22 protein-coding genes are annotated in these 23,564 nt (G+C 63.8%); 8 read left to right on the top strand and 14 right to left on the bottom strand.

The window, feature by feature from the left end; all coding sequences use genetic code 11:
• Window positions 1–125: 125 nt before the first annotated feature.
• The 6 genes from AAHM40_RS08260 to AAHM40_RS08235 all read right to left on the bottom strand — a co-directional run bounded on the left by AAHM40_RS08260 (window position 126) and on the right by AAHM40_RS08235 (window position 6,766).
• Window positions 126–1,097, bottom strand: coding sequence for a peptide ABC transporter ATP-binding protein (locus AAHM40_RS08260; protein ID WP_342244198.1), 972 nt, complete (start codon window positions 1,095–1,097; stop codon window positions 126–128).
• Window positions 1,094–2,068 (bottom strand): ABC transporter ATP-binding protein, encoded by a 975-nt coding sequence (locus AAHM40_RS08255; protein ID WP_342244197.1) that lies wholly within the window; start codon window positions 2,066–2,068, stop codon window positions 1,094–1,096. The genes AAHM40_RS08260 and AAHM40_RS08255 overlap by 4 nt, the downstream gene beginning before the upstream one ends.
• Before the next feature lie 141 nt (window positions 2,069–2,209).
• Entirely contained in the window at window positions 2,210–3,115 is a 906-nt protein-coding gene (locus AAHM40_RS08250; protein ID WP_342244196.1) for an ABC transporter permease subunit, read from the bottom strand.
• A gap of 11 nt (window positions 3,116–3,126) precedes the next feature.
• On the bottom strand, window positions 3,127–4,137 hold the full coding sequence (locus tag AAHM40_RS08245; RefSeq protein ID WP_342244195.1) for an ABC transporter permease subunit: 1,011 nt from the start codon (window positions 4,135–4,137) through the stop codon (window positions 3,127–3,129).
• Between the two features lie 200 nt (window positions 4,138–4,337).
• Window positions 4,338–5,912, bottom strand: coding sequence for an ABC transporter substrate-binding protein (locus AAHM40_RS08240; RefSeq protein WP_446731548.1), 1,575 nt, complete (start codon window positions 5,910–5,912; stop codon window positions 4,338–4,340).
• Between the two features lie 290 nt (window positions 5,913–6,202).
• The gene (locus AAHM40_RS08235; protein WP_342244193.1) at window positions 6,203–6,766 is read right to left on the bottom strand and encodes a helix-turn-helix domain-containing protein; all 564 of its coding nucleotides are present in this window, start codon (window positions 6,764–6,766) and stop codon (window positions 6,203–6,205) included.
• Window positions 6,767–6,926: 160 nt separating this feature from the next.
• On the opposite strand from AAHM40_RS08235, the gene AAHM40_RS08230 reads away from it, so the two are divergent.
• Window positions 6,927–8,141 (top strand): M24 family metallopeptidase, encoded by a 1,215-nt coding sequence (locus tag AAHM40_RS08230; protein WP_342244192.1) that lies wholly within the window; start codon window positions 6,927–6,929, stop codon window positions 8,139–8,141.
• 215 nt (window positions 8,142–8,356) lie between these two features.
• Here the strand turns inward: AAHM40_RS08230 and AAHM40_RS08225 are convergent, their stop codons facing one another.
• The 3 genes from AAHM40_RS08225 to AAHM40_RS08215 form a co-directional block, all read right to left on the bottom strand.
• On the bottom strand, window positions 8,357–9,943 hold the full coding sequence (locus tag AAHM40_RS08225) for an ABC transporter substrate-binding protein (protein ID WP_342244191.1): 1,587 nt from the start codon (window positions 9,941–9,943) through the stop codon (window positions 8,357–8,359).
• Between the two features lie 143 nt (window positions 9,944–10,086).
• A complete protein-coding gene (locus AAHM40_RS08220; RefSeq protein ID WP_342244190.1) occupies window positions 10,087–11,688 on the bottom strand; it encodes an ABC transporter substrate-binding protein in 1,602 nt (533 codons plus the stop codon).
• A gap of 213 nt (window positions 11,689–11,901) precedes the next feature.
• Window positions 11,902–12,618 (bottom strand): SIMPL domain-containing protein, encoded by a 717-nt coding sequence (locus AAHM40_RS08215; RefSeq protein WP_342244189.1) that lies wholly within the window; start codon window positions 12,616–12,618, stop codon window positions 11,902–11,904.
• A gap of 277 nt (window positions 12,619–12,895) precedes the next feature.
• Between AAHM40_RS08215 and AAHM40_RS08210 the strand changes: the two genes are divergently transcribed.
• The 3 genes from AAHM40_RS08210 to AAHM40_RS08200 all read left to right on the top strand — a co-directional run bounded on the left by AAHM40_RS08210 (window position 12,896) and on the right by AAHM40_RS08200 (window position 15,921).
• Window positions 12,896–14,152: an ATP-binding protein gene (locus AAHM40_RS08210; RefSeq protein ID WP_342244188.1), complete on the top strand. Its 1,257-nt coding sequence runs from the start codon at window positions 12,896–12,898 to the stop codon at window positions 14,150–14,152.
• Window positions 14,153–14,176: 24 nt separating this feature from the next.
• Entirely contained in the window at window positions 14,177–14,737 is a 561-nt protein-coding gene (locus AAHM40_RS08205) for a response regulator transcription factor (protein ID WP_342244187.1), read from the top strand.
• A 242-nt stretch (window positions 14,738–14,979) separates the two neighbouring features.
• Window positions 14,980–15,921, top strand: coding sequence for an AEC family transporter (locus tag AAHM40_RS08200; RefSeq protein WP_342244186.1), 942 nt, complete (start codon window positions 14,980–14,982; stop codon window positions 15,919–15,921).
• Between the two features lie 15 nt (window positions 15,922–15,936).
• On the opposite strand, the gene AAHM40_RS08195 is transcribed toward AAHM40_RS08200, so the two are convergent.
• The 5 genes from AAHM40_RS08195 to gatC form a co-directional block, all read right to left on the bottom strand.
• Window positions 15,937–16,314, bottom strand: coding sequence for a carboxymuconolactone decarboxylase family protein (locus AAHM40_RS08195; RefSeq protein WP_028628514.1), 378 nt, complete (start codon window positions 16,312–16,314; stop codon window positions 15,937–15,939).
• A gap of 13 nt (window positions 16,315–16,327) precedes the next feature.
• The gene (locus AAHM40_RS08190) at window positions 16,328–16,714 is read right to left on the bottom strand and encodes a septal ring lytic transglycosylase RlpA family protein (protein ID WP_342244185.1); all 387 of its coding nucleotides are present in this window, start codon (window positions 16,712–16,714) and stop codon (window positions 16,328–16,330) included.
• Between the two features lie 155 nt (window positions 16,715–16,869).
• Window positions 16,870–18,315, bottom strand: coding sequence for an Asp-tRNA(Asn)/Glu-tRNA(Gln) amidotransferase subunit GatB (gatB, locus tag AAHM40_RS08185; RefSeq protein WP_342244184.1), 1,446 nt, complete (start codon window positions 18,313–18,315; stop codon window positions 16,870–16,872).
• 11 nt (window positions 18,316–18,326) lie between these two features.
• Complete coding sequence (gene gatA / locus AAHM40_RS08180) at window positions 18,327–19,778, bottom strand: Asp-tRNA(Asn)/Glu-tRNA(Gln) amidotransferase subunit GatA (RefSeq protein ID WP_342244183.1); 1,452 nt, start codon at window positions 19,776–19,778, stop codon at window positions 18,327–18,329.
• Between the two features lie 14 nt (window positions 19,779–19,792).
• A complete protein-coding gene (gene gatC, locus AAHM40_RS08175; RefSeq protein WP_137821107.1) occupies window positions 19,793–20,080 on the bottom strand; it encodes an Asp-tRNA(Asn)/Glu-tRNA(Gln) amidotransferase subunit GatC in 288 nt (95 codons plus the stop codon).
• Between the two features lie 218 nt (window positions 20,081–20,298).
• Here gatC and mreB point away from each other — a divergent pair, with 218 nt between their 5' ends.
• The 4 genes from mreB to AAHM40_RS08155 all read left to right on the top strand — a co-directional run bounded on the left by mreB (window position 20,299) and on the right by AAHM40_RS08155 (window position 23,560).
• A complete protein-coding gene (gene mreB, locus AAHM40_RS08170; RefSeq protein WP_280285696.1) occupies window positions 20,299–21,336 on the top strand; it encodes a rod shape-determining protein MreB in 1,038 nt (345 codons plus the stop codon).
• 80 nt (window positions 21,337–21,416) lie between these two features.
• Window positions 21,417–22,430, top strand: a complete 1,014-nt coding sequence (gene mreC / locus AAHM40_RS08165; protein WP_446731547.1) for a rod shape-determining protein MreC — start codon at window positions 21,417–21,419, stop codon at window positions 22,428–22,430.
• Entirely contained in the window at window positions 22,430–22,918 is a 489-nt protein-coding gene (gene mreD, locus AAHM40_RS08160; RefSeq protein ID WP_342244182.1) for a rod shape-determining protein MreD, read from the top strand. Before mreC ends, mreD begins: the two co-directional genes overlap by 1 nt.
• A 51-nt stretch (window positions 22,919–22,969) precedes the next feature.
• A complete protein-coding gene (locus AAHM40_RS08155; protein ID WP_342244181.1) occupies window positions 22,970–23,560 on the top strand; it encodes a Maf family protein in 591 nt (196 codons plus the stop codon).
• The last annotated feature ends 4 nt before the right edge of the window (window positions 23,561–23,564 follow it).

Below are 23,564 nucleotides of genomic sequence, written 5' to 3'. Positions count from 1 at the left end.
GGCTTGCCAGCTAAACGCCGCCATTCGCTGGCAAGCCAGCTCCTACGGGCAATGCAGCTGCCTACAACACGTCATGCAGACATAGCCAACGCATTCGCCCCTACAAGGGTGTCCCGGTCAACCCCTCAACCGTTAATGCTCTCCACGTTGTGACAGGCCACCTGGCGCGCATCGATCAGGCGCAGCCCGGGTTCTTCAACCTTGCAGCGCTCGGTCGCGTAGGGGCAGCGCTTGTGGAAGGCGCAGCCGGGCGGCGGGTCGAGCGGGTTGGGCAGTTCGCCGGCGATCTTGATCTTCGGCTTGCTCGGGTCTGGATGAATCGCCGGCGTGGCCGAGAGCAGGGCCTTGGTGTAAGGGTGCAACGGACGCTCGTAGATCAGCTCGCTGGGGCCCATCTCGACCGGACGGCCGAGGTACATCACCAGGACGTCGTTGGCGACGTGGCGCACCACCGCGAGGTTGTGGGAGATGAATACGTAGCCGGTGTTGTAGCGCTCCTGCAGGTCCATGAAGAGATTGAGCACTTGGGCCTGGATCGACACGTCGAGCGCCGAGGTTGGCTCGTCCGCCACCAGCACCTTGGGGTTGAGCATCATGGCCCGGGCCAGTGCGATGCGCTGGCGCTGGCCACCGGAGAACATGTGCGGATAGCGCTGGTAGTGCTCAGGGCGCAGGCCCACCTGCTGCATCATCGCCTGCACCTGCTCGCGGCGTTCGACGCGGGACAGGCTGGAGTTGATCAGCAACGGCTCGGCCAGTTGGTCGCCGACTTTCTGCCGAGGGTTGAGCGAGGCGTAGGGGTTCTGGAAAACCATCTGCACGTCGCGGCGCAGTTGCTTGCGTTCGTCCTTGCTGGCGCCTGCGACTTCGCGGCCGGCGATCTGCAGCGAGCCGGAGGAGGGCGCCTCGATCAGCGTCAGGGCACGGGCCAGCGTGGACTTGCCGCAGCCAGACTCGCCGACCACGGCCAGGGTGCGGCCGGCCTCCAGTTCGAAAGACACACCGTTCAGGGCGCGCACCAGGGCGCTGGGCTTGAACAGGCCACGGGAGACTTCGTAGTGGCGGGTCAGTTCGCGGGCGGTCAATACAGCACTCATCGCGCCACCTCGATCAGGTTAAGGGGGTAGAAGCAGCGCACGGCGCCATGGGCATGCGGGTCCAGGGTCGGACGCTGGGCCACGCAGTTGGACTGGCCATAAGGGCAGCGCGGCGACAGCAGGCAACCGTGCGGCCGGTCGTAGCGGCCGGGGACGATACCGGGCAGCGTCGACAGGCGACGCGCTCCGAGGCTGTGTTCGGGGATCGCCTTGAGCAGGGCTTCGGTGTAGGGGTGGGTCGGCGCATTGAACAGGCGTGGCACTTCACCGACCTCCACCGCCTGGCCGGCGTACATCACGCAGACGCGGTCGGCGGTTTCGGCCACCACGGCCAGGTCATGGGTGATCAGCACCAGGGCCATGCCCTGGTCGCGCTGCAGGTCCAGCAAGAGGTCCATGATCTGCGCCTGGATGGTCACGTCCAGGGCGGTGGTGGGTTCGTCGGCGATCAGCAGCTTGGGTTCGGCGGCGATGGCCATGGCAATCGCCACGCGCTGGCTCATGCCCCCGGACAGCTGGTGGGGGTAAGCGTCGAGACGGCTGGCGGCGCCGGGGATTTCCACCCGTTCCAGGAGTTCGAGGGCGCGCTGGCGCGCGGCCTTGCCCTTGAGCCCCATGTGCTGGTGCAGCACTTCCTCGATCTGGAAGCCCACGGTGTAGCTGGGGTTGAGGGCGGTCATCGGGTCCTGGAAGACCATCGCCAGGTCCTTGCCCACGATGTGCCGGCGCTGCTTGCCCTTGAGCTTGAGCATGTCGTGGCCGTCGAAGAGCAGGCTGTCGGCGGTGACGCGGCCGGGGGCGTCGATCAGCCCCATCAGGGCCATCATGGTCACCGACTTGCCGGAGCCGGACTCGCCGACGATGGCCAGCACTTCGCCCTTGTTCACGGCGATGTCGAGGCCGTCCACCACCGGTACGGCATTGGCGTCGCCGAAGCGCACGCTGAGGTTCTTGATTTCGAGGAGGCTCATGCGGTGGCCTCCGGGCGATGCGCAACGCTGGAGCGCGACGTTGTAGGAGCGAGCTTGCTCGCGAAGGGGGGAAGCAGGTTCGCCAGCAAGCTGGCTCCTACGGGGAGCCGGCGCGGAACTGAAGTTGTCATGACGAGCTCCTCAGACTGCATTCTTGAGTTTCGGGTCCAGCGCATCGCGCAGGCCGTCGCCCATCAGGTTGATTGCCAGCACGCTGAGCAGGATGGTCAGGCCGGGCAGCGAGACCACCCACCAGGCGCGTTCGATGTAGTCGCGCGCGGAGGCCAGCATGGTGCCCCACTCGGGCGTGGGCGGCTGCACGCCGAGGCCGAGGAAGCCCAGGGCGGCGGCGTCGAGGATGGCCGAGGAGAAGCTCAGGGTGGCCTGCACGATCAGCGGTGCCATGCAGTTGGGCAGCACGGTGACGAACATCAGGCGCAGCAGGCCGGCGCCGGCCAGGCGCGAGGCGGTAACGTAGTCGCGGTTCAGCTCGCCCATCACCGAGGCGCGGGTCAGGCGCACATAGGAAGGCAGGGAGACGATGGCGATGGCGATCACGGTGTTGATCAGGCCCGGGCCGAGGATAGCGACGATGGCCACCGCCAGCAGCAGCGAGGGCAGGGCCAGCATGATGTCCATCAGGCGCATGATCGAGGGCCCCAGCAGGTGCGGGAAGAAACCCGCCACCAGGCCGAGGAGGATGCCCGGGATCAGCGACATCACCACCGAGGCCAGGCCGATCAGCAGGGACAGACGGGCCCCAAAGATCAGGCGCGAGAGCAGGTCGCGGCCGAGTTCATCGGTGCCGAGCAGGAACTGCGCCTGGCCGCCTTCCAGCCAGACCGGCGGGGTCAGCAGGAAGTCGCGGAACTGCTCGCTCGGATCATGGGGCGCGACCCACGGGGCGAAGAGGGCGCAGAACACGATCAGGATCATGAAGGCAAGGCCGCCGACGGCGCCCTTGTTGTGGGAAAAGGCCTTCCAGAACTCCTTCAGCGGGGAGGGGTAAAGGATGCTTGGATCGACCTGGGGTTGCAGGGTGGTCACGTCAGGTCTCCTTATCGCTGATGGCGAATGCGTGGGTTGACCAGGCCGTAGAGGATGTCCACGACGAAGTTCACCAGGATCACCAGGCAGGCGATCAGCAGGATGCCGTTCTGCACCACTGGATAATCACGAGCGCCAATGGCCTCGATCAGCCATTTGCCGATACCGGGCCAGGAGAAGATGGTTTCGGTCAGCACGGCGCCGGCGAGCAGGGTGCCGATCTGCAGGCCGAACACGGTGAGGACCGGGACCAGCGCGTTGCGCAGGCCATGGACGAAGACCACGCGAGCGGGCGACAGGCCCTTGGCGCGGGCGGTACGGACATAGTCTTCGCGGAGGACTTCGAGCATCGCCGAGCGGGTCATGCGGGCGATCACCGCCAGCGGGATGGTGCCCAGCACGATAGCCGGCAGGATCAGGTGGCGCAGGGCATCGACGAAGGCGCCTTCTTCTTCGGAAAGCAGCGTGTCGATGAGCATGAAGCCGGTTTTCGGTTCGATGTCGTAGAGCAGGTCGATCCGCCCCGACACCGGCGTCCAGCCCAGCCAGACGGAGAAGAACATGATCAGCAGCAGGCCCCACCAGAAAATCGGCATGGAGTAGCCCGCCAGCGAGATGCCCATCACCCCGTGGTCGAACAGGGAACCGCGCTTGAGTGCGGCGATCACGCCGGCCAGCACGCCAAGGGTGCCCGCGAAGATCAGTGCCGCGATGGACAGTTCCAGGGTGGCCGGGAACAGGGTGAGGAATTCGTGCCAGACGCCTTCGCGGGTGCGCAGTGACTCGCCCAGATCGCCCTGTGCCAGCTTGCCGATGTAATCCAGGTACTGTTCCGGCAGCGGTTTGTTGAGACCGAGGCGTTCCATGGCCTGGGCGTGCATTTCCGGGTCGACCCGGCGTTCACCCATCATCACTTCCACCGGGTCGCCGGGGATCAGGCGAATCAGGGCGAAGGTGAGCAGGGTGACGCCGAAGAAGGTGGGGATCAGAAGCCCCAGTCGGCGTGCGATGAAACTCAGCATTTGGGCGAATCACTCCTCATCTTTGTAAGGCCGGTCAGCGTGCTGACCGTTCCCAGCAGTTTAGGCTGCATGGGTAAAGGCGCCGGCCCGAAGGTGTCGGGACGGAGCCTTGCTCGCGTTCTGGCAGGTGAGATTGGCCTCGGCCACTCTGTCGGTGGCTCGAAGGGGGCGGACAAGGCCGGTTGCCCGGCCTCGTTCACTCAGCGTCCGTTGGAGACGCCATAGAAGCTGTTGCGTCCGAAGGGGCTGATCAGGAAGTCCTTCACGCTGGCGCGCATCGGCTGGTAGACCGTGGAGTGGGCGATCGGGGTGATCGGTACCTGCTGTTGCAGGACGTGCTGGGCCTGCTTGTACAGCTCCGTACGCTTCTCGACGTCGGCGGTGGCCTTGGCGGCCTTCACCAGCTTGTCGTAGCGGGCGTCGCACCATTTGGAGAAGTTGTTGCCGTCTACGGAGTCGCAGCCGTAGAGGGTGCCCAGCCAGTTGTCCGGGTCACCGTTGTCGCCGGTCCAGCCGATCAGCATGGCGTCGTGTTCACCATTGTGGGCACGCTTGATGTACTCGCCCCACTCGTAGCTGACGATACGCGCCTTGATGCCTACCTTGGCCCAGTCGGCCTGGAGCATTTCGGCCATCAGTTTGGCGTTGGGGTTGTAGGGGCGCTGCACCGGCATCGCCCAGAGGGTGATCTCGGTGCCTTCCTTCACGCCGGCGGCTTTCAGCAGTTCCTTGGCCTTCTCCGGGTTGAAGTCGCGGTCCTTGATGGTTTCGTCGTAGGACCATTGGGTCGGCGGCATGCCGTTCACGGCGAGCTGGCCGGCGCCCTGGTAGACGGCGTCGATGATGGCTTGCTTGTTCACCGCCATGTCCAGCGCCTGGCGCACTTCGAGCTTGTCGAAGGGGGCGCGGGTGACGTTGTAGGCGATGTAGCCGAGGTTGAAGCCAGGCTCGCTCGGCACCTGCAGGTTCGGGTCCTTCTTCAGGGCCTCGATGTCGGCCGGGCGCGGGTTGAGGGTGACCTGGCATTCGCCGGCCTTGAGCTTCTGGGTGCGCACGGAGGCATCGGTGTTGATGGCGAAGATCAGGTTGTCGATCTTCACGTCCTCGGGTTTCCAGTAGTCCTTGTTACCGGTGAAGCGGATCTGCGCGTCCTTCTGGTAGCGCTTGAGCACGAAGGGGCCAGTGCCGATGGGCTTCTGGTTGATGTCGGCGGCCTTGCCGGCCCTCAGCAACTGGTCGGCGTACTCGGCGGACTGAATCGCAGCGAAGTTCATCGCCAGGTTCTGGATGAAGGCGGCGTCCACCTCGTTCAGGGTGAAGGCGACGGTCATGTCGTCGATCTTCTCTACCTTGGCGATGTTCTTGTCCAGGCCCATGTCGGTGAAGTAAGGGAACTCGGTGGGGTAGGCCTTGCGGAACGGATGCTCCCTGTCGAGCATGCGCTGGAAGGTGAAGACCACGTCGTCGGCGTTGAGCTCGCGGGTCGGCTTGAAATAACCGGTGGTGTGGAACTTCACACCGGGGCGCAGATGGAAGACGTAGCGCTTGCCGTCTTCGCTGATATCCCAACTGCTGGCCAGGGCAGGTTCGACCTGGGTGCTGCCGCGTTGGAACTGGGCGAGGCGGTTGAAGAGGGTTTCGGAGGTCGCGTCGAAGTCGGTGCCGGTGGTGTACTGGCCCGGGTCGAAGCCGGCGGGGCTGCCTTCGGAGCAGAAGACCAGGTTGCTGGCGGCGTGGGTGAAGCCGGAGCCGAGGATCAGGCCGGCGGCGAGCATGGACTTGAGCGTGGTTTTCTGACGCATGCGAACCTCGTTGTTGTTGTTCTGAGGGCGGCGTATCAGGTGGTCGAAGCCTTCGGTGTCCGTTGCACCTGACCCTGCGGCTTCGTGGGCCGCAGGTTGCCCGTCATTCGCGAGCCAGGGGCCGGATGCCGGCATCCCCGGGTGGGCGATGGCGGCGGAGGGGAAAGGGATGCTTGCGCCTGCGCCGGCCGAGGCCGAACTTAAGTGATGCTGAAATTAAGGTCAACTTAAATTCAGTGGCGCTTACATCTGGAACTGGCTGGTCAGGGCGTGGGGTGGTCGTCGAACAGGCCCATGGTGGTCACGGTCAGCACCTCGGCCACTTCTTCGCCGGCATTGGCGAGGAAATGCGGCTTGGCGGCGTCGAAATGCACCGAATCCCCAGGGCCGAGGGGGTAGTTGCGACCTTCGATGGTGTAGGCGATCTGCCCCGACAGCACGTAGGCGAACTCAGCGCCCTCGTGGGAAATCAGCTCGGACTGGTAGCCCACCGGCATGCTCATCTTCACGGCGTTGATCAGGTTGCCCGGGAAGTTGCTGGACAGGCGCTCGTAGGCCAGCGGCTGGCCGCCGATGGTGTAGCGCACGCGCTGGCCCTGGTGGGAGTCGGGCTGGTGCTGGGTGGGTTGGTCGAACAGGGCGTTGAGCGGAATGCCCAGGGATTTGGCGATGTTCGCCAGGGATGAGATGGACACGCCGGTGAGGTTGCGCTCGGCCTGTGACAGGAAACTGGCCGTAAGGCCCGATTCGGCGGCGACTTGGTTCAGGGTCTTGTTGGCGGCGCGGCGATAGCGGCGCAACCGTTCGCCGATCTGTTCTACGGTCATTGGCGTGGCTCTTGTTCTGAAGGGCGCCAGTATAACGGGCGGCGCATTGTAGAAAAGGCTTGTCGCCTTATTGAAATTAAGTGGGACTGAAAAATTGCGTTGACGGTTATTTAAGTGAGACTTAAATTCGGCGCACGGCAACATCACTCGGGAGAACACGATGACAGTGGGTGTGGGTGGCAAGACTCCGGAACAGGCCCTGGCCAGCCTGGCGATCATGACCGAGGGCATGGAGCCCATTGGCCTCGGTGAGTACCAGGCGCGCATTGCCAAGGCCCAGTGCCTGATGCGCGAGCAGGGTATCGCGGCCATCTACCTGAACGCCGGCAGCAACTTGCGCTACTTCACCGGGGTGAAATGGAGCCCGAGCGAACGCATGGTCGGCGCGGTGTTGCCCGCCAACGGCGCACTGGCCTACATCGCCCCGGCGTTCGAGGAAGGCACCATCCGCGACTTCCGCGAGGTGGACGGGGTTATCCACACCTGGCAGGAACACGAAAGCCCTTATCGCCTGTTGGTGGGAATGCTGGCCGGGATGGGCATCGCCACCGACTCCAAGGTGGGCCTGTGCCCATCGCTGGCCTTCTTCATGTACGACGGTATCCGCCGTCTCGATTCGGGCTTCGAATTCGTCGATGCGGCCTGCGTCATCAACCCCTGCCGCTTCCACAAGTCCGCCACCGAACTGGCGCTGATGCAGCGTGCCAAGGACATGACCCTTGAAGTGCACAAGGCCGCCGCCAGCATCCTGCGTGAAGGCATCAGCACCCTTGAGGTCGCCGAGTTCATCCACCAGGCGCACCGCAAGGTGGGCGCGCCGGGTTCGACCTTCTGCATCGTGCTGTTCGGTGAGGCCAGTGCCTTCCCTCACGGGGTGAAGCACGCGCAGGTCCTGAAAGACGGCGACATGGTGCTGATCGACACCGGCTGCCAGCTCCACGGCTATCAGTCCGATATCACCCGCAGCTATGTATTCGGCTCCCCGAGCGACCGCCAGCGGACCTTCTGGAATCTGGAAAAAGCCGCTCAGCAGGCGGCCTTCGACGCTGCTTGTCTTGGGGCGCCGTGCGGCTCGGTGGACTCGGCCGCACGTCGTTGCCTGGAGGCCGGCGGCTTGGGCCCGGACTACCAGTTGCCGGGCTTGCCGCACCGTACCGGCCACGGCATCGGCCTGGATATTCACGAAGGGCCTTACCTGGTGCGCGGCGACGAAACGCCGCTGGCCGAAGGCATGTGTTTCTCCAATGAGCCGATGATCTGTGTGCCGGGCGAGTTCGGCATTCGCCTGGAGGACCACTTCTACATGACCGCCGAAGGGCCACGCTGGTTTACCCAGCCGAGCCGGTCCATCGACGATCCGTTCGGGTTGGGCTGAGGGGCGGACCTTCGGCCCGCTTGGCGAATGAATTGGCTATGTCTGCATGACGTGTTGTAGGTAGCTGCATTGCCCGTAGGAGCTGGCTTGCCAGCGAATGGCAGCGTTTCGCTGGCAGGCCAGCTCCTACAAGGCACTTGGCCAGAAGGTCAATCGCTCGCAACAGCTAACGCAGACATAGCGAATGAATTCGCCCCCACAGGTGCCAAGCCCGTCTATTTCGCCAGTCTCACCCGCGCGAAATTGTTCGATCCCATCGGGTTCAGCTGGAACCCTTCCACACCTTTGCGCACGGCGGCGAACTGCTTGGGGTGCGCGAGGGGAATCCACGGCGCCTGCTCGTGAAAGATCGCCAGCGCCTGGCGATAGAGCTCGGCACGGCGGGTCGTATCGCTGATGGCGCGTGCTTCGCGGATCAACCCATCGAACGCCTGGTTGCACCAGCCGGCCTGGTTTTCGCCGGATTTGGCCGCGGCGCAGGACAGGTTGGGCGTAAGGAAGTTGTCCGGGTCGCCGTTGTCTCCGGCCCAGCCCATGAACACCAGGTCGTGCTCACCGTTCTTGGCGCGCTTGATCAGCTCGCCCCACTCATACACGCGAATGTCTGCCTTGATGCCGATGGCGGCCAGATCCGCCTGGAGCATCTGCGCGCCAATGCCCGGGTTGGGGTTGGTCGGTCCGCCGCCGGGGCGGGTCCAGATGCTCAGCTTGAAGCCGTCCTTGTGGCCCGCTTCAGCCAGTAGTTGCCGCGCTTTTTCCGGGTCGTGGGGCCAAGGGGTCAGCTTGTCGTTGAAGCCCAGCAGGGTGGCCGGGTAGGGCGCCACGGCGATACTGGCATTCCCTTCGCCATACTGGGCGCGCAGGTAGGCGCGGGTGTCGAAGGCCAGGTTGATGGCCTGGCGTACCCGCACGTCGTCGAGCGGCGGATGGCGGGTGTTGATGCCAACGTAGGCGACGAGCAGGGAGTCCAGCTCCAGAACCTGCAAGGCCGGGTCCTGGCGCAGGGCGTCGATATCAGTCGGACGCGGATAGACGGCAATCTGGCAGGCGCTGGCCTTGAGTTGCTGTACGCGCACATTGGGATCGGGGGTGATGGCGAACAGCAGACGGTCGATCGCGGGTTTGCCTGCCCAGTAGTGCGTGTTGGCGCGGAAGCGGATCTGCGCATCCTTGCGGTAGCGCTCGAAGACGAACGGGCCGGTGCCGACCGGTTCGCGGTTGAGCTGCTCCGGCTTTCCGGCTTTCAGCAGCTGGTCGGCGTACTCGGCGGAATAGATGGAGGTGAAGCCCATGGCCAGGTCAGCGAGAAAGGGCGCCTCGGGGTGTTTCAGGGTGAAACGCACGCGGTGGTCGTCGAGTTTCTCGATGCGCTCGATCAACTGCGCGAAGGCCATGGATTCGGCATAGGGGAAGCCGCGTGGGGACAGCGTGTGCCAGGGATGAGCCGGGTCGAGCTGGCGCTGGAAACTCCAGAGCACGTCGTCGGCATTGAATTCACGGCTGGGAGTGAACCAGGACGTGCTGTGGAAGGTCACGCCCTTGCGCAATTCGAATTCGTAGACGAGGCCGTCGGGGCTGATGCTCCAGCTTTCCGCCAATCCCGGTTGCAGCCGGGTGCTGCCGGGAGCGAACTGCACCAAGCGGTCGAAGACCGTCTCGGCCGAGGCATCGGCCGTGGTGGCGGCGGTGTACTGGACGATGTCGAAGCCTTCGGGGCTGGCTTCGGTGCAGACCACCAGGGATTGGCTGGCCGCTGCGTAAAGGGGAAGGCAGAGAGCGAGGGTCAGCAGGCTTCGGCGCATCGGACTTCCTTGAAACGGCGATTTCCGGTTGAGCATGTAGCCCGGATGAAATCCGGGGATTGCCGGGCGCCGTGTTCCCGGATTGCATCCGGGCTACGCGATGCCCCAAAAGAAAACGGGGCCCGAAGGCCCCGTTTGCCGGCTTACTTGCCGACGCTCACGCCATAGAAGGAGTTGAGCGCGAACGGGCTGATCAGGAAGTCCTGCACGTTCTTGCGCATTGGCTGGTAGACAGTGGAGTGGGCGATCGGGGTGATCGGCACGTTGTCCTTCAGGATGTGCTGGGCTTGCTTGTACATCTCGGTGCGCTTGGCCTGGTCCGGGGTGGCCTTGGCTTGCTTGATCAGCTTGTCGTAGCTGGCGTCGCACCATTTGGAGAAGTTGTTGCCATCGACGGCGTCGCAGCCGTACAGAGTGCCCAGCCAGTTGTCCGGGTCACCGTTGTCACCGCTCCAGCCAATCAGCATGGCGTCGTGCTCGCCGCCTTTGGCGCGCTTGATGTACTCGCCCCACTCGTAGGTGACGATCTTGGCCTTGATGCCCACCTTGGCCCAGTCGGACTGGAGCATTTCGGCCATCAGCTTGGCGTTGGGGTTGTACGGGCGCTGGACGGGCATGGCCCAGAGGGTGATCTCGGTACCTTCGGCAACGCCGGCGGCCTTGAGCAGTTCCTTGGCCTTTTCCGGGTTGTAGCCGGCGTCCTTGATGGTTTCGTCGTAGGACCACTGGGTCGGCGGCATGCCGTTCACGGCCAACTGGCCGGCGCCCTGGTAGACGGCGTCGATGATGGCCTTCTTGTTCACCGCCATGTCCAGCGCCTGGCGCACTTCAAGCTTGTCGAACGGCTTGTGGGTAACGTTGTAGGCGATGTAGCCAAGGTTGAAGCCCGGCTGCGACGGCATGTTCAGATTGCTGTCTTTCTTCAGGGCATCCAGGTCGGCCGGACGTGGGAAAAGGGTGACCTGGCATTCGCCGGCCTTGAGCTTCTGCATGCGTACCGAGGCGTCGGTGTTGATGGCGAAGATCAGGTTGTCGATCTTCACGTCCTCGGGTTTCCAGTAGTCCTTGTTGCCGGTGAAGCGAATCTGGGCGTCCTTCTGGTAGCGCTTGAAGACGAAGGGGCCAGTGCCGATGGGCTTCTGGTTGATATCGGCAGCCTTGCCGGACTTCAGCAGCTGGTCGGCGTACTCGGCGGACTGGATGGAGGCGAAGCTCATCGCCAGGTTCTGGATGAACGCGGCGTCCACGCCGTTGAGGGTGAACTTGACGGTGCTGTCGTCGATCTTCTCGACCTTGGCGATGTTGGCGTCCATCCCCATGTCGGTGAAGTAAGGGAACTCGGTGGGGTACGCCTTACGGAACGGATGTTCCTTGTCGAGCATGCGCTGGAAGGTGAAGAGCACGTCGTCGGCGTTGAAATCGCGGGAGGGCTTGAAGTACTCGGTGGTGTGGAACTTTACGCCCTTGCGCAGGTGAAAGGTGTAGCTGAGGCCGTCGGGAGAGACATCCCACTTCTCGGCCAGGCCCGGGACCACCGCAGTGCCGCCACGCTCGAACTGGCTCAGGCGGTTGAAGACGGTTTCTGCAGCAGCGTCGAAATCGGTGCCGGTGGTGTATTGGCCCGGGTCGAAGCCGGCGGGGCTGCCTTCGGAGCAGAACACCAGGTTGCTTGCAGCGCTGGCGAGGGGCGCGCTGGCGATCAGCCCAGCGGCGACAAGTGCCTGGATGACGGCGTTTTTACGCATGTTGACCTCATGTTTATTCTGTTTGTCATCGTGAGGGGCCCTTTGTGGGGACCTTGCGAGAAGCTATGCAGGGCATATGCCCGGCGCAATAGCTGGACCGGAAAGAGTGTAGTCGGCGGGATAAAGCTGTAAGGGCTTGTCGCAATTTTGCAAATTCAAGCCCGAGGAGGGGAGGGGGCGCCGCCCCGAAAGGCCACGACGCCCTGTTTTGGATCAGGGCATCTGCACTTCGATGGTGCCATCGGCGCTGACGCTGACGCGGCTGGTGCCAGCCTCGATCTCGGGAACGGCAGCGCCGTCGGCGTAACCCTTGGCGGCCATGGTGCGCATCATGATCGGCTGCGGCGGCTGGAAACCGGCGCTGTTCAGGCTCAGGTTGACCAGCTTGTAGTCCTTGCCGCCGAGGGCATTGGTAGCCAGCTGGGCGCGGGCCTTGAAGGCATCGACAGCCTGCTTGATCAGATCGTCTTCATGGGTCTTGCGGGTTTTGTCTGCGATGCTGAAGTTCATCCCGGCCATTTTCAGCTGGCCCAGCATATCGGCGCTGAGCTGGGAGAGCGTAGCGAAGTCGGCGCTTTCCAGGCGCACTTCGGCGCGCTCGCGCCAGGCGGTGATCTTCTGGCCTTTCTCGTCATACACCGGGTAGCTGTTGCGGCTGCCCAGGCTGACCGTGACGCCCTTGGTCTTGCGGGCCTTTTCCACCGCGGTGTTGAGCGTGCGGGTGATTTCGTCGGCCAGCTTGGCCGGGTCGGTGTTCTGCGACTCGCTGTAAAGGGTGACGTGCATCAGGTCGTGGGCCACTTCCTGGCTGACCTCGGCGCGCACGGCCACCTGGTTGTAGTGGACTTCGTTGCCGGCCTGGGCCGAGAGGCTGCCGAGGCTGGCGGCGCAAAGGGCGAGGGCGGCTGCGAGGCGAGTGAACTTGGGCATGACGACTCCTTGTGGGAAAGGTTTGCGCGCGGGTTGCGCAGTGTTTCTCCGTATGGGACGAGGGTAAACGGCCATTCGGGTTAACGGCGACGCCAATTGACCAAAAATCGGGACGGATGTTCCAGCTAGGCCGTGAACTGTCGATGACCATGTAGGGGCGAATTCATTCGCCCCTACAGAGATGGATCCCGCCGGCTATTGCCGCTGCGGCGAGTTGCCGCACAGAGGCGGGTCGGGGTGTGCCTTGGTTATACTCCGGCGATTCCTGGGAGTGCCCATGCTAGAACCCGTACAGCTACTGTCTGCCAGCCGCCAGAACCTGCTGCGGCTGACCCTGATCCGCATCCTTGTCCTGGCCGCCCAGGCCGGCTCGGTCGGCCTCGCCTACAAGGCCCAACTGCTGCAATTGCCCTGGCTGGCCCTGAGCCTGACCCTCGGCGTCTCGCTGGTGCTATGCGTCGGCACGGCGCTGCGCCTGCGCGGGCCCTGGCCGGTGACCGAGCTGGAATATGCCGTCCAGCTTGGCCTCGACCTGGTTATCCACAGCGTGCTGCTGTATTTCTCCGGGGGCTCGACCAACCCCTTCGTTTCTTATTACCTGGTCCCGCTGACCATCGCTGCGGCAACCCTGCCCTGGCTCTACACCCTCACGCTCGCGGGCCTCGCGCTGGCGGCTTACACCCTGCTGCTGGTGCTGTTCCATCCGCTGGAAATGCCCACCGGCCAGCGTGAGTCGCTGCTGATCTACGGCATGTGGTTGAGCTTTGCCCTGGCGGCCGCGCTGATCACCTTCTTCGTCGCACGCATGGCTGAAGAGCTGAGGCGCCAGGACCAGTTGCAGGCGGTGCGTCGCGAGGAAAGCATGCGCGACCAGCAACTGCTGGCGGTGGCCACCCAGGCTGCCGGTGCCGCCCATGAGTTGGGTACACCGCTGGCGACCATGAGCGTGCTGCTCAAGGAGCTGCGCCAGGAGTATGGCGACAAGCCCGGACTGCAGGACGACCTTGCCCTGCTGCAGGAACAGGTCATGCTCTGTAAGGACACGCTGCAGCAACTGGTGCGCGCCGCCGAGGCGGATCGTCGCCAGGCGGTGGTGGAGCAATCGGTGATCGAATGGCTTGAAGTCACACTCAACCGTTGGCACCTCATGCGCCCGGAAGCCACCTACCGCTACCAGTGCATGGGTCTTGGTGTGGCGCCGAGGGTGAAACCCCCGGCTGACCTCACCCAGGCGCTGCTGAACCTGCTCAACAACGCGGCCGATGCCTGTCCGGAAAAGCTCGACATCCGCGTCAACTGGGATCACCAGTGGATGGTCCTGACCATCCGCGACCACGGTGCCGGCGTACCCCTGGCCATCGCCGAACAGCTTGGTCGGCCGTTCTTCACCACCAAGGGCAAGGGTTTCGGCCTCGGCCTGTTCCTGAGCCAGGCCAGCGTTACTCGCGCCGGCGGTACGGTTAAACTTTATAACCATGAGGAAGGCGGCACCCTGACCGAGCTGCGCCTGCCGCGCACCTATGGCGTCGCCTGAGTGCCTTGACGAAGAGGAAGCGAGATGACTGACGAACCCCTGATCGAAGGCGAAGAGCAACCCCACCTGCTGCTAGTGGACGATGACGCCACCTTCACCCGCGTCATGGCGCGGGCTATGGCGCGTCGTGGTCTGCGAGTGACGGTGGCCGGTTCTGCCGAAGAAGGGTTGCAGTTGGCCAAGGAAGACCTGCCCGACTACGCCGTGCTGGACCTGAAGATGGACGGTGATTCCGGCCTTGTGCTGTTGCCCAAGCTGCTGGAACTGGACGCCGAGATGCGCGTCGTGATCCTGACCGGCTATTCGAGCATCGCCACCGCCGTGGAGGCGATCAAACGCGGCGCCACCAATTACCTGTGCAAGCCGGCCGACGCCGACGATGTGCTGACCGCGCTGCTTTCCGAACACGCCGACCTGGACAGTCTGGTGCCGGAAAACCCGATGTCGGTGGATCGCCTACAGTGGGAGCACATCCAGCGCGTGCTGGCTGAGCATGATGGCAACATTTCCGCCACTGCCCGCGCGCTCGGCATGCACCGCCGGACTTTGCAACGCAAGCTGCAGAAGCGGCCGGTAAGGCGCTGAGCGTCCTGCTCCTTGTGGGGGCGAGCTCTATGTCTGCATGACGTGTTGTAGGCAGCTGCATTGCCCCTAGGAGCTGGCGTGCCAGCGATTGGCGGCGTTTCGCTGGCAAGCCAGCTCCTACAAGACTCTTGGCCCCACGGATATTTGTGCCGAGCTTTACTCTGAAAGCCCCGCGAAAGCCATTTCCCTGCCGTAATTGGTATCCTTAGCCGCCTAACTATTCCCGCCGCTAAGGTTCATCCATGCTCGCCGTCGTCCAGCAGACCCTCAGCATCACCGCGCCGGTGTTTTCCATGCTGTTCCTGGGCGTGGGCCTCAAGCGCCTCGGCTGGATCGATACCGCCTTCATCAACACCGCGTCATCGCTGGTGTTCAAGGGCACCATGCCGACCCTGCTGTTCCTCGGGATCGTCCAGGCGGACTTGCGCACTGCCCTGCAGCCGGCACTGATTGGCTATTTCGTCGTTGCGACCCTGGTGTGTTTCCTGATTGGCTGGGGCTGGGCGATCCTTCGCTGCCCGGCGGCGGATCGCGGGATCTATACCCAGGGTGCCTTTCGCGGCAACAACGGCATCGTTGGTCTGGCCCTGGCCACCAGCATGTACGGCGACTACGGCCTATCGGTGGGCAGTATTCTCGGCGGGGTGGTGATTCTCAGCTACAACACGCTGTCGTCCATCGTCCTGGCCATCTACAGCCCGGATGCCAAGAGCGACCCCGTGAGTCTTGCCAGGAGCATCATCAGCAACCCGCTGATCATTGGTGTACTGGCCGCACTTCCGGTGGCGTACTGGCAATTGCCATTGCCGGCCTGGCTGATCACCTCGGGCGAGTACTTCGCACAGATGACCCTGCCCCTGGCGCTGATCTGCATCGGTGGGACCCTGTCGCTGGCGTCCCTGCGCTCCAGCGGCAAGATCGCGGTCAGCGCCAGCCTGATGAAAATGGTCTGGCTGCCTATCCTGGCAACCTTCGGCGCCTGGTTATGCGGGTTCCGCGATGCCGACCTGGCGATCCTCTTCCTCTACTTCGCCAGTCCGACCGCTGCTGCGAGCTTCGTCATGGCCCGCGCGGTGAACGGCAACCACGAGCTGGCGGCAGCGATCATCGTGATGACCACCCTGGCGGCGGTGGTGACCACCAATATCGGTTTGTTCCTGTTGCAGTGGACGGGCTGGATATGAGTCCTGCGAAAAATGTCAGGCTTTCTGATAGTCGTCGATGACTTCCTGGGCGGCGCGGAAGGCATCGATGGCCGCAGGAACGCCGGCGTAGACCGCACAGTGCAGCAGTGCTTCGCGGATTTCCTCGACTGTGCATCCGTTGTTGAGCGCACCGCGCACATGGCCTTTCAGCTCTTGCGGGCATTTCAGCGCGGTAAGGGCGGCGAGGGTGATCAGACTGCGCGTCTTGCGCGGCAGGCCCTCACGGTTCCACACGCCGCCCCAGGCGTGTTCGTTGACGAAGTCCTGCAGCGGCTGGGTGAATTCGGTGGCATTGCCCAGGGCGCGGTCGACGAAGGCGTCGCCCATGACTTCCCGGCGCACCTGCAGGCCGGATTTGCGTTCTTCATTCATTGCGATTCTCCAGTCAGTCGAGGGATTCCACGCGCACCGGAACCACGCCGGCGCGCAGCATCCCCAGACGTTCGGCCGCTTCGCGCGAGAGGTCGACGATGCGGCCACGAACATGGGGGCCGCGATCATTGATGCGTACCACCACCGAGCGGTCGTTGTTGAGGTTGGTGACTTTCACCCGGGTACCGAAGGGCAAGGTGCGGTGCGCGGCGGTCAGGGCGTGCTGGTCGAAGCGTTCGCCACTGGCGGTGCGCTTGCCATGGTGCCTGGAGCCGTAATAGGACGCCTTGCCTTCGGCGCGGTAGCCGTGGCCGGACTCGCTACCGCCGCCGAAAGGATTGGTGCTGCAGCCGGCAAGCGAAAGGGAGAGAAAGGCAAGGGTGCAGAGCTGGCGCCACATAAAGGATGCTCCCAGGAAGCGCTCGACCAGATGCTGGCCTTGTCGGGTTTTGAGCGGACTTCCCTGTCGTAAAGCCGAACTCATCCAGATGTCCCGGCCCGGCCATCCATGGCCGGTCTTTCGCCGGGCCAACGCATGCGTTGGCTAGATCCGGCTCACCCTTTGAGCTTCTTCTTGAGCAATTCGTTCACTTGGCCGGGATTGGCCTTGCCCTTGGAAGCTTTCATCGCCTGGCCGACGAAGAAGCCGAACATCTTGGCGCGCTTGGCTTCATCGCTGGCGCGATACTGCTCGACCTGGGCGGCGTTGGCAGCCAGCACTTCGTCGAGCATGGACTCGATGGCGCCGGTGTCGGTGACCTGCTTCAGGCCTTTCTTCTCGATGATCTCGTCGGCGGAACCTTCGCCGGCGGCCATGGCTTCGAAGACCATCTTGGCGATCTTGCCGGAAATGGTGTTGTCCTTGATGCGCAGGATCATTCCACCCAGTTGATCGGCGGAAACCGGTGATTGCTCGATTTCCAGGCTGTCCTTGTTGAGCAGGCTGGAGAGTTCGCCCATCACCCAGTTGGCGGCCAGCTTGGCGTCACCACAAGCCTTCTGCACGACTTCGAAGTAGTCGGCCATCTCACGGCTGGCGGAGAGCACGCTGGCGTCGTAGGCGGACAGGCCGAACTCGGTTTGGAAACGCTCACGCTTCTGGTTGGGCAGCTCCGGCAGCTGAGCGCGCACTTCGTCGAGGAAGCTCTTCTCGATCACCACCGGCAACAGGTCGGGGCAGGGGAAGTAACGGTAGTCGTTGGCTTCCTCCTTGCTGCGCATGGAGCGGGTTTCGTCCTTGTTCGGGTCGTACAGGCGGGTTTCCTGCACAACCTTGCCGCCGTCCTCGATCAGTTCGATCTGCCGCTGCACTTCGTGGTTGATCGCTTTCTCGATGAAGCGGAATGAGTTGACGTTCTTGATCTCGGCACGGGTGCCGAATTCGGCCTGGCCTTTCGGGCGGACCGAGACGTTGCAGTCGCAGCGCAGCGAGCCTTCGGCCATGTTGCCGTCGCAGATACCCAGATAGCGCACCAGGGCATGGATGGCCTTGACGTAGGCGACCGCTTCCTTGGCGCTGCGGATGTCCGGCTCGGAAACGATTTCCAGCAGCGGGGTGCCGGCACGGTTCAGGTCGATGCCGCTCATGCCGTGGAAGTCTTCGTGCAGGCTCTTGCCGGCGTCTTCTTCCAGGTGCGCGCGGGTGATGCCGACGCGCTTGATGGTGCCGTCTTCCAGGGTGATGTCGAGGAAGCCCTTGCCGACGATCGGCAGGTCCATCTGACTGGTCTGGTAGCCCTTGGGCAGGTCTGGATAGAAGTAGTTCTTGCGCGCGAAGACGTTCTTCTCGGCGATTTCGGCGTCGATGGCCAGGCCGAACTTGCAGGCCATGCGCACGGCTTCTTCGTTCAGCACCGGCAGGGTGCCGGGCATGCCGAGGTCAACCAGGCTGGCCTGGGTGTTGGGCTCGGCACCGAAGGTGGTGGCGCTGCCGGAGAAAATCTTCGATTGGGTGCTGAGCTGTGCGTGGATTTCCAGCCCGATCACTGTTTCCCATTGCATGTACGTGTTCCTCAGAATCCGGCCGGGGCGCGAGTGTGCCAATCGGTCGCCTGCTGGTACTGGTGGGCGACGTTGAGCAGACGGCTTTCCTGGAAGTAGGGGGCCAGTAGCTGTACACCGACCGGCAAGCCATCGATGAAGCCGGCGGGCATGGAGAGCCCTGGCAGACCCGCCAGGTTGGCGGTGATGGTGTAGATGTCTTCCAGGTACTGGGCGACCGGGTCGTTGTTCTTCTCGCCGAGTTTCCAGGCCGGGTTTGGCGTGGTCGGGCCGAGGATCACGTCGACTTCATTGAAGGCACTGACGAAGTCGTTCTTGATCAGGCGGCGGATTTTCTGCGCCTTCAGGTAGTAGGCGTCGTAGTAGCCGGCGGACAGGGCATAGGTGCCGACCATGATGCGACGCTTCACTTCGGCGCCAAAGCCTTCGGCACGGGAGCGCTTGTACAGGTCTTCCAGGTTCTGCGGGTTTTCGCAGCGATAGCCGAAGCGCACGCCGTCGAAACGCGACAGGTTGGAGGAGGCCTCCGCCGGGGCGATCACGTAGTAGGCCGGGATGGCGTGCTGCATGTTCGGCAGGCTGATTTCCTTGACGGTGGCACCCAGTTTCTTCAGGTCTTCGACAACGGCCAGCACCGCGTCGGCGATGCGGCTGTCGAGACCGGCGCCGAAGTATTCCTTCGGCAGGCCGATGCGCAGGCCGGCAAGCGGCTGGTTCAGGCTGGCGAGGTAGTCATCCACGGGCTGGTCGACACTGGTGGAGTCCTTCGGGTCGAAGCCGGCCATGGCGCCGAGCATCAGCGCGCAGTCCTCGGCTGTCCGGGCCAGCGGACCGCCCTGATCGAGGCTGGAGGCGTAGGCGATCATGCCCCAGCGGGAAACCCGGCCGTAGGTGGGCTTGATGCCGGTGAGGTTGGTGAAGGCAGCCGGCTGACGGATCGAGCCACCGGTATCGGTGCCGGTAGCCGCGGGCACCAGGCGCGCGGCGACGGCCGCGGCGGAACCACCGGAAGAGCCTCCGGGTACGCGGTCCAGGGCCCAGGGGTTCTTTACCGCGCCGTAGTGGCTGGACTCGTTGGAGGAGCCCATGGCGAACTCATCCATGTTCAGCTTGCCAAGGCTGACCGCGCCGGCTGCCTTGAGGCGGGCGACGACGGTGGCGTCGTAAGGCGCCTTGAAACCGCTGAGGATCTTCGAGGCGCAGCTGGTCAGCACGCCTTCGGTGCAGAACAGGTCCTTGTGAGCGATGGGGGCGCCAAGCAGGGCGCCTTGCTCACCGGCGGCACGCCGTGCGTCGGCTGCCTTGGCCTGTTCGATGGCCGGTTCGTCGGTGATGCTGATAAAGCTGTTCAATTGCGGATCGAGCTGGTGGATGCGAGCCAGCAGGCCGCGGGTCAGCTCTTCGGCGGAGAATTCCTTGGCGGCGAGGCCGCGGGCGATCTCGGCGAGGGTCAGTTGATGCATGGGGAACCCTTTCCTTATTCGATGACTTTGGGCACGAGGTACAGGCCGTTCTCGACGGCCGGCGCGATGGCTTGGTAGGCCTCGCGTCGGTTTTCCTCGGTGACGCTGTCGGCGCGCAGGCGCTGGGTGGCGTCAAGCGGGTGGGCCATGGGTTCGATGCCGTCGGTGTCCACGGCTTGCATGGCGTCGATCAGGCCGAGGATGTTGTTCAGGGTCTCGGTGGTACGCGGGATATCGGCCTCGTTCAGGCCCAGTCGGGCGAGATGGGCGATTTTTTCCACGTCGGAGCGTTCAAGCGCCATCGGGGGTCTCCAACTAGAAGCGGCCTGCGTGGGCAGTCGACCGTGCGGGAATCGAGCGGGGAACGGTGCTGCGAACGAGCGGTCAAAGGCCGCGATGATGGGCCTTGGTGGCCCGGAAAAACAGGCAATTTAACATATCGGCGCCTTGCCCAAAATCCCCGTCATTGTTAGAGTTTGCCGCACTTTTTTACCCACGCGTTGCCTAGGGTCCCTCTCCCATGTTCAAGAAACTGCGTGGCATGTTTTCCAGCGATCTGTCGATCGACCTGGGCACTGCCAATACCCTTATTTACGTGCGTGAGCGCGGTATCGTCCTCAACGAACCCTCGGTGGTCGCCATTCGTAACCACGGCAACCAGAAGAGCGTGGTAGCCGTCGGTACCGAAGCCAAGCGCATGCTGGGCCGTACTCCTGGCAACATCTCCGCCATCCGCCCGATGAAGGACGGCGTGATCGCCGACTTCAGCGTCTGCGAAAAGATGCTGCAGTACTTCATCAACAAGGTTCACGAAAACAGCTTCCTGCAGCCGAGCCCGCGCGTCCTGATCTGCGTGCCCTGCAAATCCACCCAGGTGGAACGCCGTGCCATCCGTGAATCCGCCCTGGGCGCCGGCGCCCGCGAAGTATTTCTGATCGAAGAGCCCATGGCTGCTGCCATCGGCGCCGGCCTGCCGGTGGAAGAAGCCCGCGGGTCCATGGTCGTGGATATCGGTGGTGGTACCACCGAAATCGCCCTGATCTCCCTGAACGGCGTGGTCTACGCCGAATCCGTGCGTGTAGGCGGCGACCGCTTCGACGAATCCATCGTCACCTACGTGCGCCGTAACTACGGCAGCCTGATCGGCGAATCCACCGCCGAGCGCATCAAGCAGGAAATCGGCACCGCCTTCCCGGGTGGTGAGATCCGTGAGATCGACGTCCGTGGCCGTAACCTGGCTGAAGGCGTACCGCGCAGCTTCACCCTGAACTCCAATGAAGTGCTGGAAGCCCTGCAGGAGTCTCTGGCGACCATCGTTCAGGCGGTGAAGAGCGCCCTGGAGCAATCTCCGCCGGAACTGGCGTCCGACATCGCCGAGCGTGGCCTGGTGCTGACCGGTGGTGGTGCGCTGCTGCGCGATCTGGACAAACTGCTGGCCCAGGAAACCGGACTGCCAGTGATCGTCGCAGAAGATCCGCTGACCTGCGTCGCCCGTGGCGGCGGCCGTGCCTTGGAGATGATGGACCGTCACGCGATGGATCTGCTCTCCACCGAGTAAGGTCGAGAGCAACGCAGCCATAGGAGCGGGCCATCAAACCGCTATTCACCAAGGGACCTTCGCTCGGCGTGCGCCTGTTGGTGTTCGCCGTGCTATCGGCTGCACTGATGGTGGTCGACGCCCGCTTTGACACGCTCAAACCCATGCGCAGCCAGATGGGTCTCGTGCTCACGCCTTTCTATTGGCTGGCCGACTTGCCGGTGCGTGTCTGGGATGGCGTCAGTGACCAGTTCACCAGTCGCAGCACTCTGATCGCCGAGAACGAGAAGCTCAAGGCCGAGGCCCTGCTGATGCAGCGTCGCCTGCAGAAGCTGGCGACCCTGACTGAGCAGAACGTTCGGTTGCGCGAGCTGCTCAACTCTTCTGCCCTGGTGGATGAAAAAGTCCTGGTTGGCGAGTTGATCGGCGTAGATCCCAACCCCTTCACCCACCGCATCCTGATCGACAAGGGCGAGAAGGACGGCGTGTTCCTTGGCCAGCCGGTGCTCGATGCTCGCGGTCTGATGGGCCAAGTGGTGGAGGTGATGCCCTATACATCCCGCGTGCTGTTGCTGACCGATACCACCCACAGCATTCCGGTGCAGGTGAACCGCAACGGCCTGCGCGCCATTGCCAGTGGCACGGGCAACCCCGAGCGCCTCGAGTTGCGCCACGTTGCCGATACCGCTGACATCAAGGAGGGCGACCTGCTGGTGAGTTCCGGCCTTGGCCAGCGCTTCCCGGCAGGCTACCCGGTGGCGATCGTCAAGGAAGTCATCCACGATTCCGGCCAGCCGTTCGCCATCGTTCGCGCCGTGCCTACCGCCGCGCTGAACCGCAGCCGCTACATGCTGCTGGTGTTCACCGATACCCGCAGCCCCGAAGAGCGCGCCAACGATGCCGCCAAGGCCCAGGAGGCTGCTGACCGCGAAGCTGCCGCCCAACCTGCCCAGGGTGACGCTACCGCTCCGGTCATTCCGGCCGCCCAGGCCGCACCCGCCGCTGCCAGTACCCCCGCCGCCCAGGCCCCGGTCGCAGCGCCGGCGACTACTGCGCCGGCCCAGGGCGCACCGAACAAGCCGCCGGCAGCACGTAATCCCCAGGAGAGTCAGTGATGGTCGGCCTGCGCTCCAACAATGGCTGGGTGATCTGGGTCAGCCTGATCCTGGCGCTGGTACTCAGCGTCGGACCGGTCCCCAGCTTCATGGAAATCGGCCGGCCGCTCTGGCTGGCGCTCTTCCTCACCTACTGGACACTCGCCCTGCCGCACCGCGTGGGCATGACCACTGCCTGGCTGCTGGGCCTGGCGGAGGATGTGCTCTATGGCACGTTGCTAGGTCAGAATGCCTTGATCCTCGCCCTGATCACCTTCCTGGTGCTGACCTTGCACCAGCGGCTGCGCATGTTCCCCATGTGGCAGCAGTGTTTGGTGCTGCTCGTAGTTTTCGGCCTGGCCCAGTTGGTGCAGCTGTGGCTCAATGCCCTCACCGGTAATCGTCCCCCGACCCTGGTCTTCCTGCTGCCCGCCCTGGTCAGCGCGTTGCTCTGGCCTTGGGTTTATGCCGCCCTGCGCGGCACGAGTCGCCGCCTCAACGTCAACTGATCGGCTTGCGGCCATGTCGCAAGCCTCTGTCTTCGACAGGGAGAAGTCCGCATGGCCACGCTGTACCTGGCTTCGGGGTCACCGCGCCGACGCGAGCTGCTGTCACAGATCGGCGTTCCCCATATCACCCTGATCGCCTCCATCGACGAAACCGCCCTGCCGGACGAGCCAGCAAACGCCTATGTTGAGCGTCTGGCGCGCGAGAAGGCCCTGGCCGGCCTCGCCAGCCTGGCCGAGACCAGCGCGGCCTGCGTGCTGGGGGCAGACACCGCGGTGGTTCTGGATGGTCGCATTCTCGGCAAACCGGTTGATCGCGACGATGCTCTGGCCATTCTGGAGCAGTTGTCCGGTCGCGAGCATGAGGTGCTCACTGCGGTTGCGCTGGCAGCCGTGGATCGCTGCGAAGCGCGGGTGGTCGCCAGTCGGGTGCGCTTTCGTCCCATTTCCCGAATCGAAATGGAAACCTACTGGGCCAGCGGCGAGCCCGCCGACAAGGCCGGCAGCTACGCTATTCAGGGGCTGGGTGCGGTATTCGTCAGTCGTGTTGAAGGCAGTTATTCAGCGGTAGTGGGATTGCCGCTGCTGGAAACGGCGGAAATGCTCGCCGGGTTCGGCATTCCTTGTTGGCAGCACCTGGGATAGGTCA

The organism is Pseudomonas sp. OTU5201 (genome assembly GCF_038440135.1).
GTDB classification, from domain to species: Bacteria; Pseudomonadota; Gammaproteobacteria; order Pseudomonadales; family Pseudomonadaceae; genus Metapseudomonas; species Metapseudomonas resinovorans.
Note: the sequence above shows the minus strand (reverse complement) of the source record. Positions and strands in the feature narration are given on the sequence as shown.

What these genes read in the sequence shown, in the direction of transcription:
- AAHM40_RS08240 (WP_446731548.1), bottom strand. Translation starts at nt 5,912, where the DNA reads ATGCTCGCCGCCGGCCTGATCCTCGGCTCCGGCTTCACCCACGCCGCC.
- AAHM40_RS08210 (WP_342244188.1), top strand. Translation starts at nt 12,896, where the DNA reads ATGCTAGAACCCGTACAGCTACTGTCTGCCAGCCGCCAGAACCTGCTG.
- AAHM40_RS08215 (WP_342244189.1), bottom strand. Translation starts at nt 12,618, where the DNA reads ATGCCCAAGTTCACTCGCCTCGCAGCCGCCCTCGCCCTTTGCGCCGCC.
- AAHM40_RS08260 (WP_342244198.1), bottom strand. Translation starts at nt 1,097, where the DNA reads ATGAGTGCTGTATTGACCGCCCGCGAACTGACCCGCCACTACGAAGTC.
- AAHM40_RS08230 (WP_342244192.1), top strand. Translation starts at nt 6,927, where the DNA reads ATGACAGTGGGTGTGGGTGGCAAGACTCCGGAACAGGCCCTGGCCAGC.
- mreB (WP_280285696.1), top strand. Translation starts at nt 20,299, where the DNA reads ATGTTCAAGAAACTGCGTGGCATGTTTTCCAGCGATCTGTCGATCGAC.
- AAHM40_RS08255 (WP_342244197.1), bottom strand. Translation starts at nt 2,068, where the DNA reads ATGAGCCTCCTCGAAATCAAGAACCTCAGCGTGCGCTTCGGCGACGCC.
- AAHM40_RS08220 (WP_342244190.1), bottom strand. Translation starts at nt 11,688, where the DNA reads ATGCGTAAAAACGCCGTCATCCAGGCACTTGTCGCCGCTGGGCTGATC.
- mreD (WP_342244182.1), top strand. Translation starts at nt 22,430, where the DNA reads ATGGTCGGCCTGCGCTCCAACAATGGCTGGGTGATCTGGGTCAGCCTG.
- AAHM40_RS08190 (WP_342244185.1), bottom strand. Translation starts at nt 16,714, where the DNA reads ATGTGGCGCCAGCTCTGCACCCTTGCCTTTCTCTCCCTTTCGCTTGCC.
- AAHM40_RS08225 (WP_342244191.1), bottom strand. Translation starts at nt 9,943, where the DNA reads ATGCGCCGAAGCCTGCTGACCCTCGCTCTCTGCCTTCCCCTTTACGCA.
- AAHM40_RS08235 (WP_342244193.1), bottom strand. Translation starts at nt 6,766, where the DNA reads ATGACCGTAGAACAGATCGGCGAACGGTTGCGCCGCTATCGCCGCGCC.
- gatA (WP_342244183.1), bottom strand. Translation starts at nt 19,778, where the DNA reads ATGCATCAACTGACCCTCGCCGAGATCGCCCGCGGCCTCGCCGCCAAG.
- AAHM40_RS08155 (WP_342244181.1), top strand. Translation starts at nt 22,970, where the DNA reads ATGGCCACGCTGTACCTGGCTTCGGGGTCACCGCGCCGACGCGAGCTG.
- AAHM40_RS08205 (WP_342244187.1), top strand. Translation starts at nt 14,177, where the DNA reads ATGACTGACGAACCCCTGATCGAAGGCGAAGAGCAACCCCACCTGCTG.
- AAHM40_RS08195 (WP_028628514.1), bottom strand. Translation starts at nt 16,314, where the DNA reads ATGAATGAAGAACGCAAATCCGGCCTGCAGGTGCGCCGGGAAGTCATG.
- AAHM40_RS08200 (WP_342244186.1), top strand. Translation starts at nt 14,980, where the DNA reads ATGCTCGCCGTCGTCCAGCAGACCCTCAGCATCACCGCGCCGGTGTTT.
- gatC (WP_137821107.1), bottom strand. Translation starts at nt 20,080, where the DNA reads ATGGCGCTTGAACGCTCCGACGTGGAAAAAATCGCCCATCTCGCCCGA.
- AAHM40_RS08245 (WP_342244195.1), bottom strand. Translation starts at nt 4,137, where the DNA reads ATGCTGAGTTTCATCGCACGCCGACTGGGGCTTCTGATCCCCACCTTC.
- gatB (WP_342244184.1), bottom strand. Translation starts at nt 18,315, where the DNA reads ATGCAATGGGAAACAGTGATCGGGCTGGAAATCCACGCACAGCTCAGC.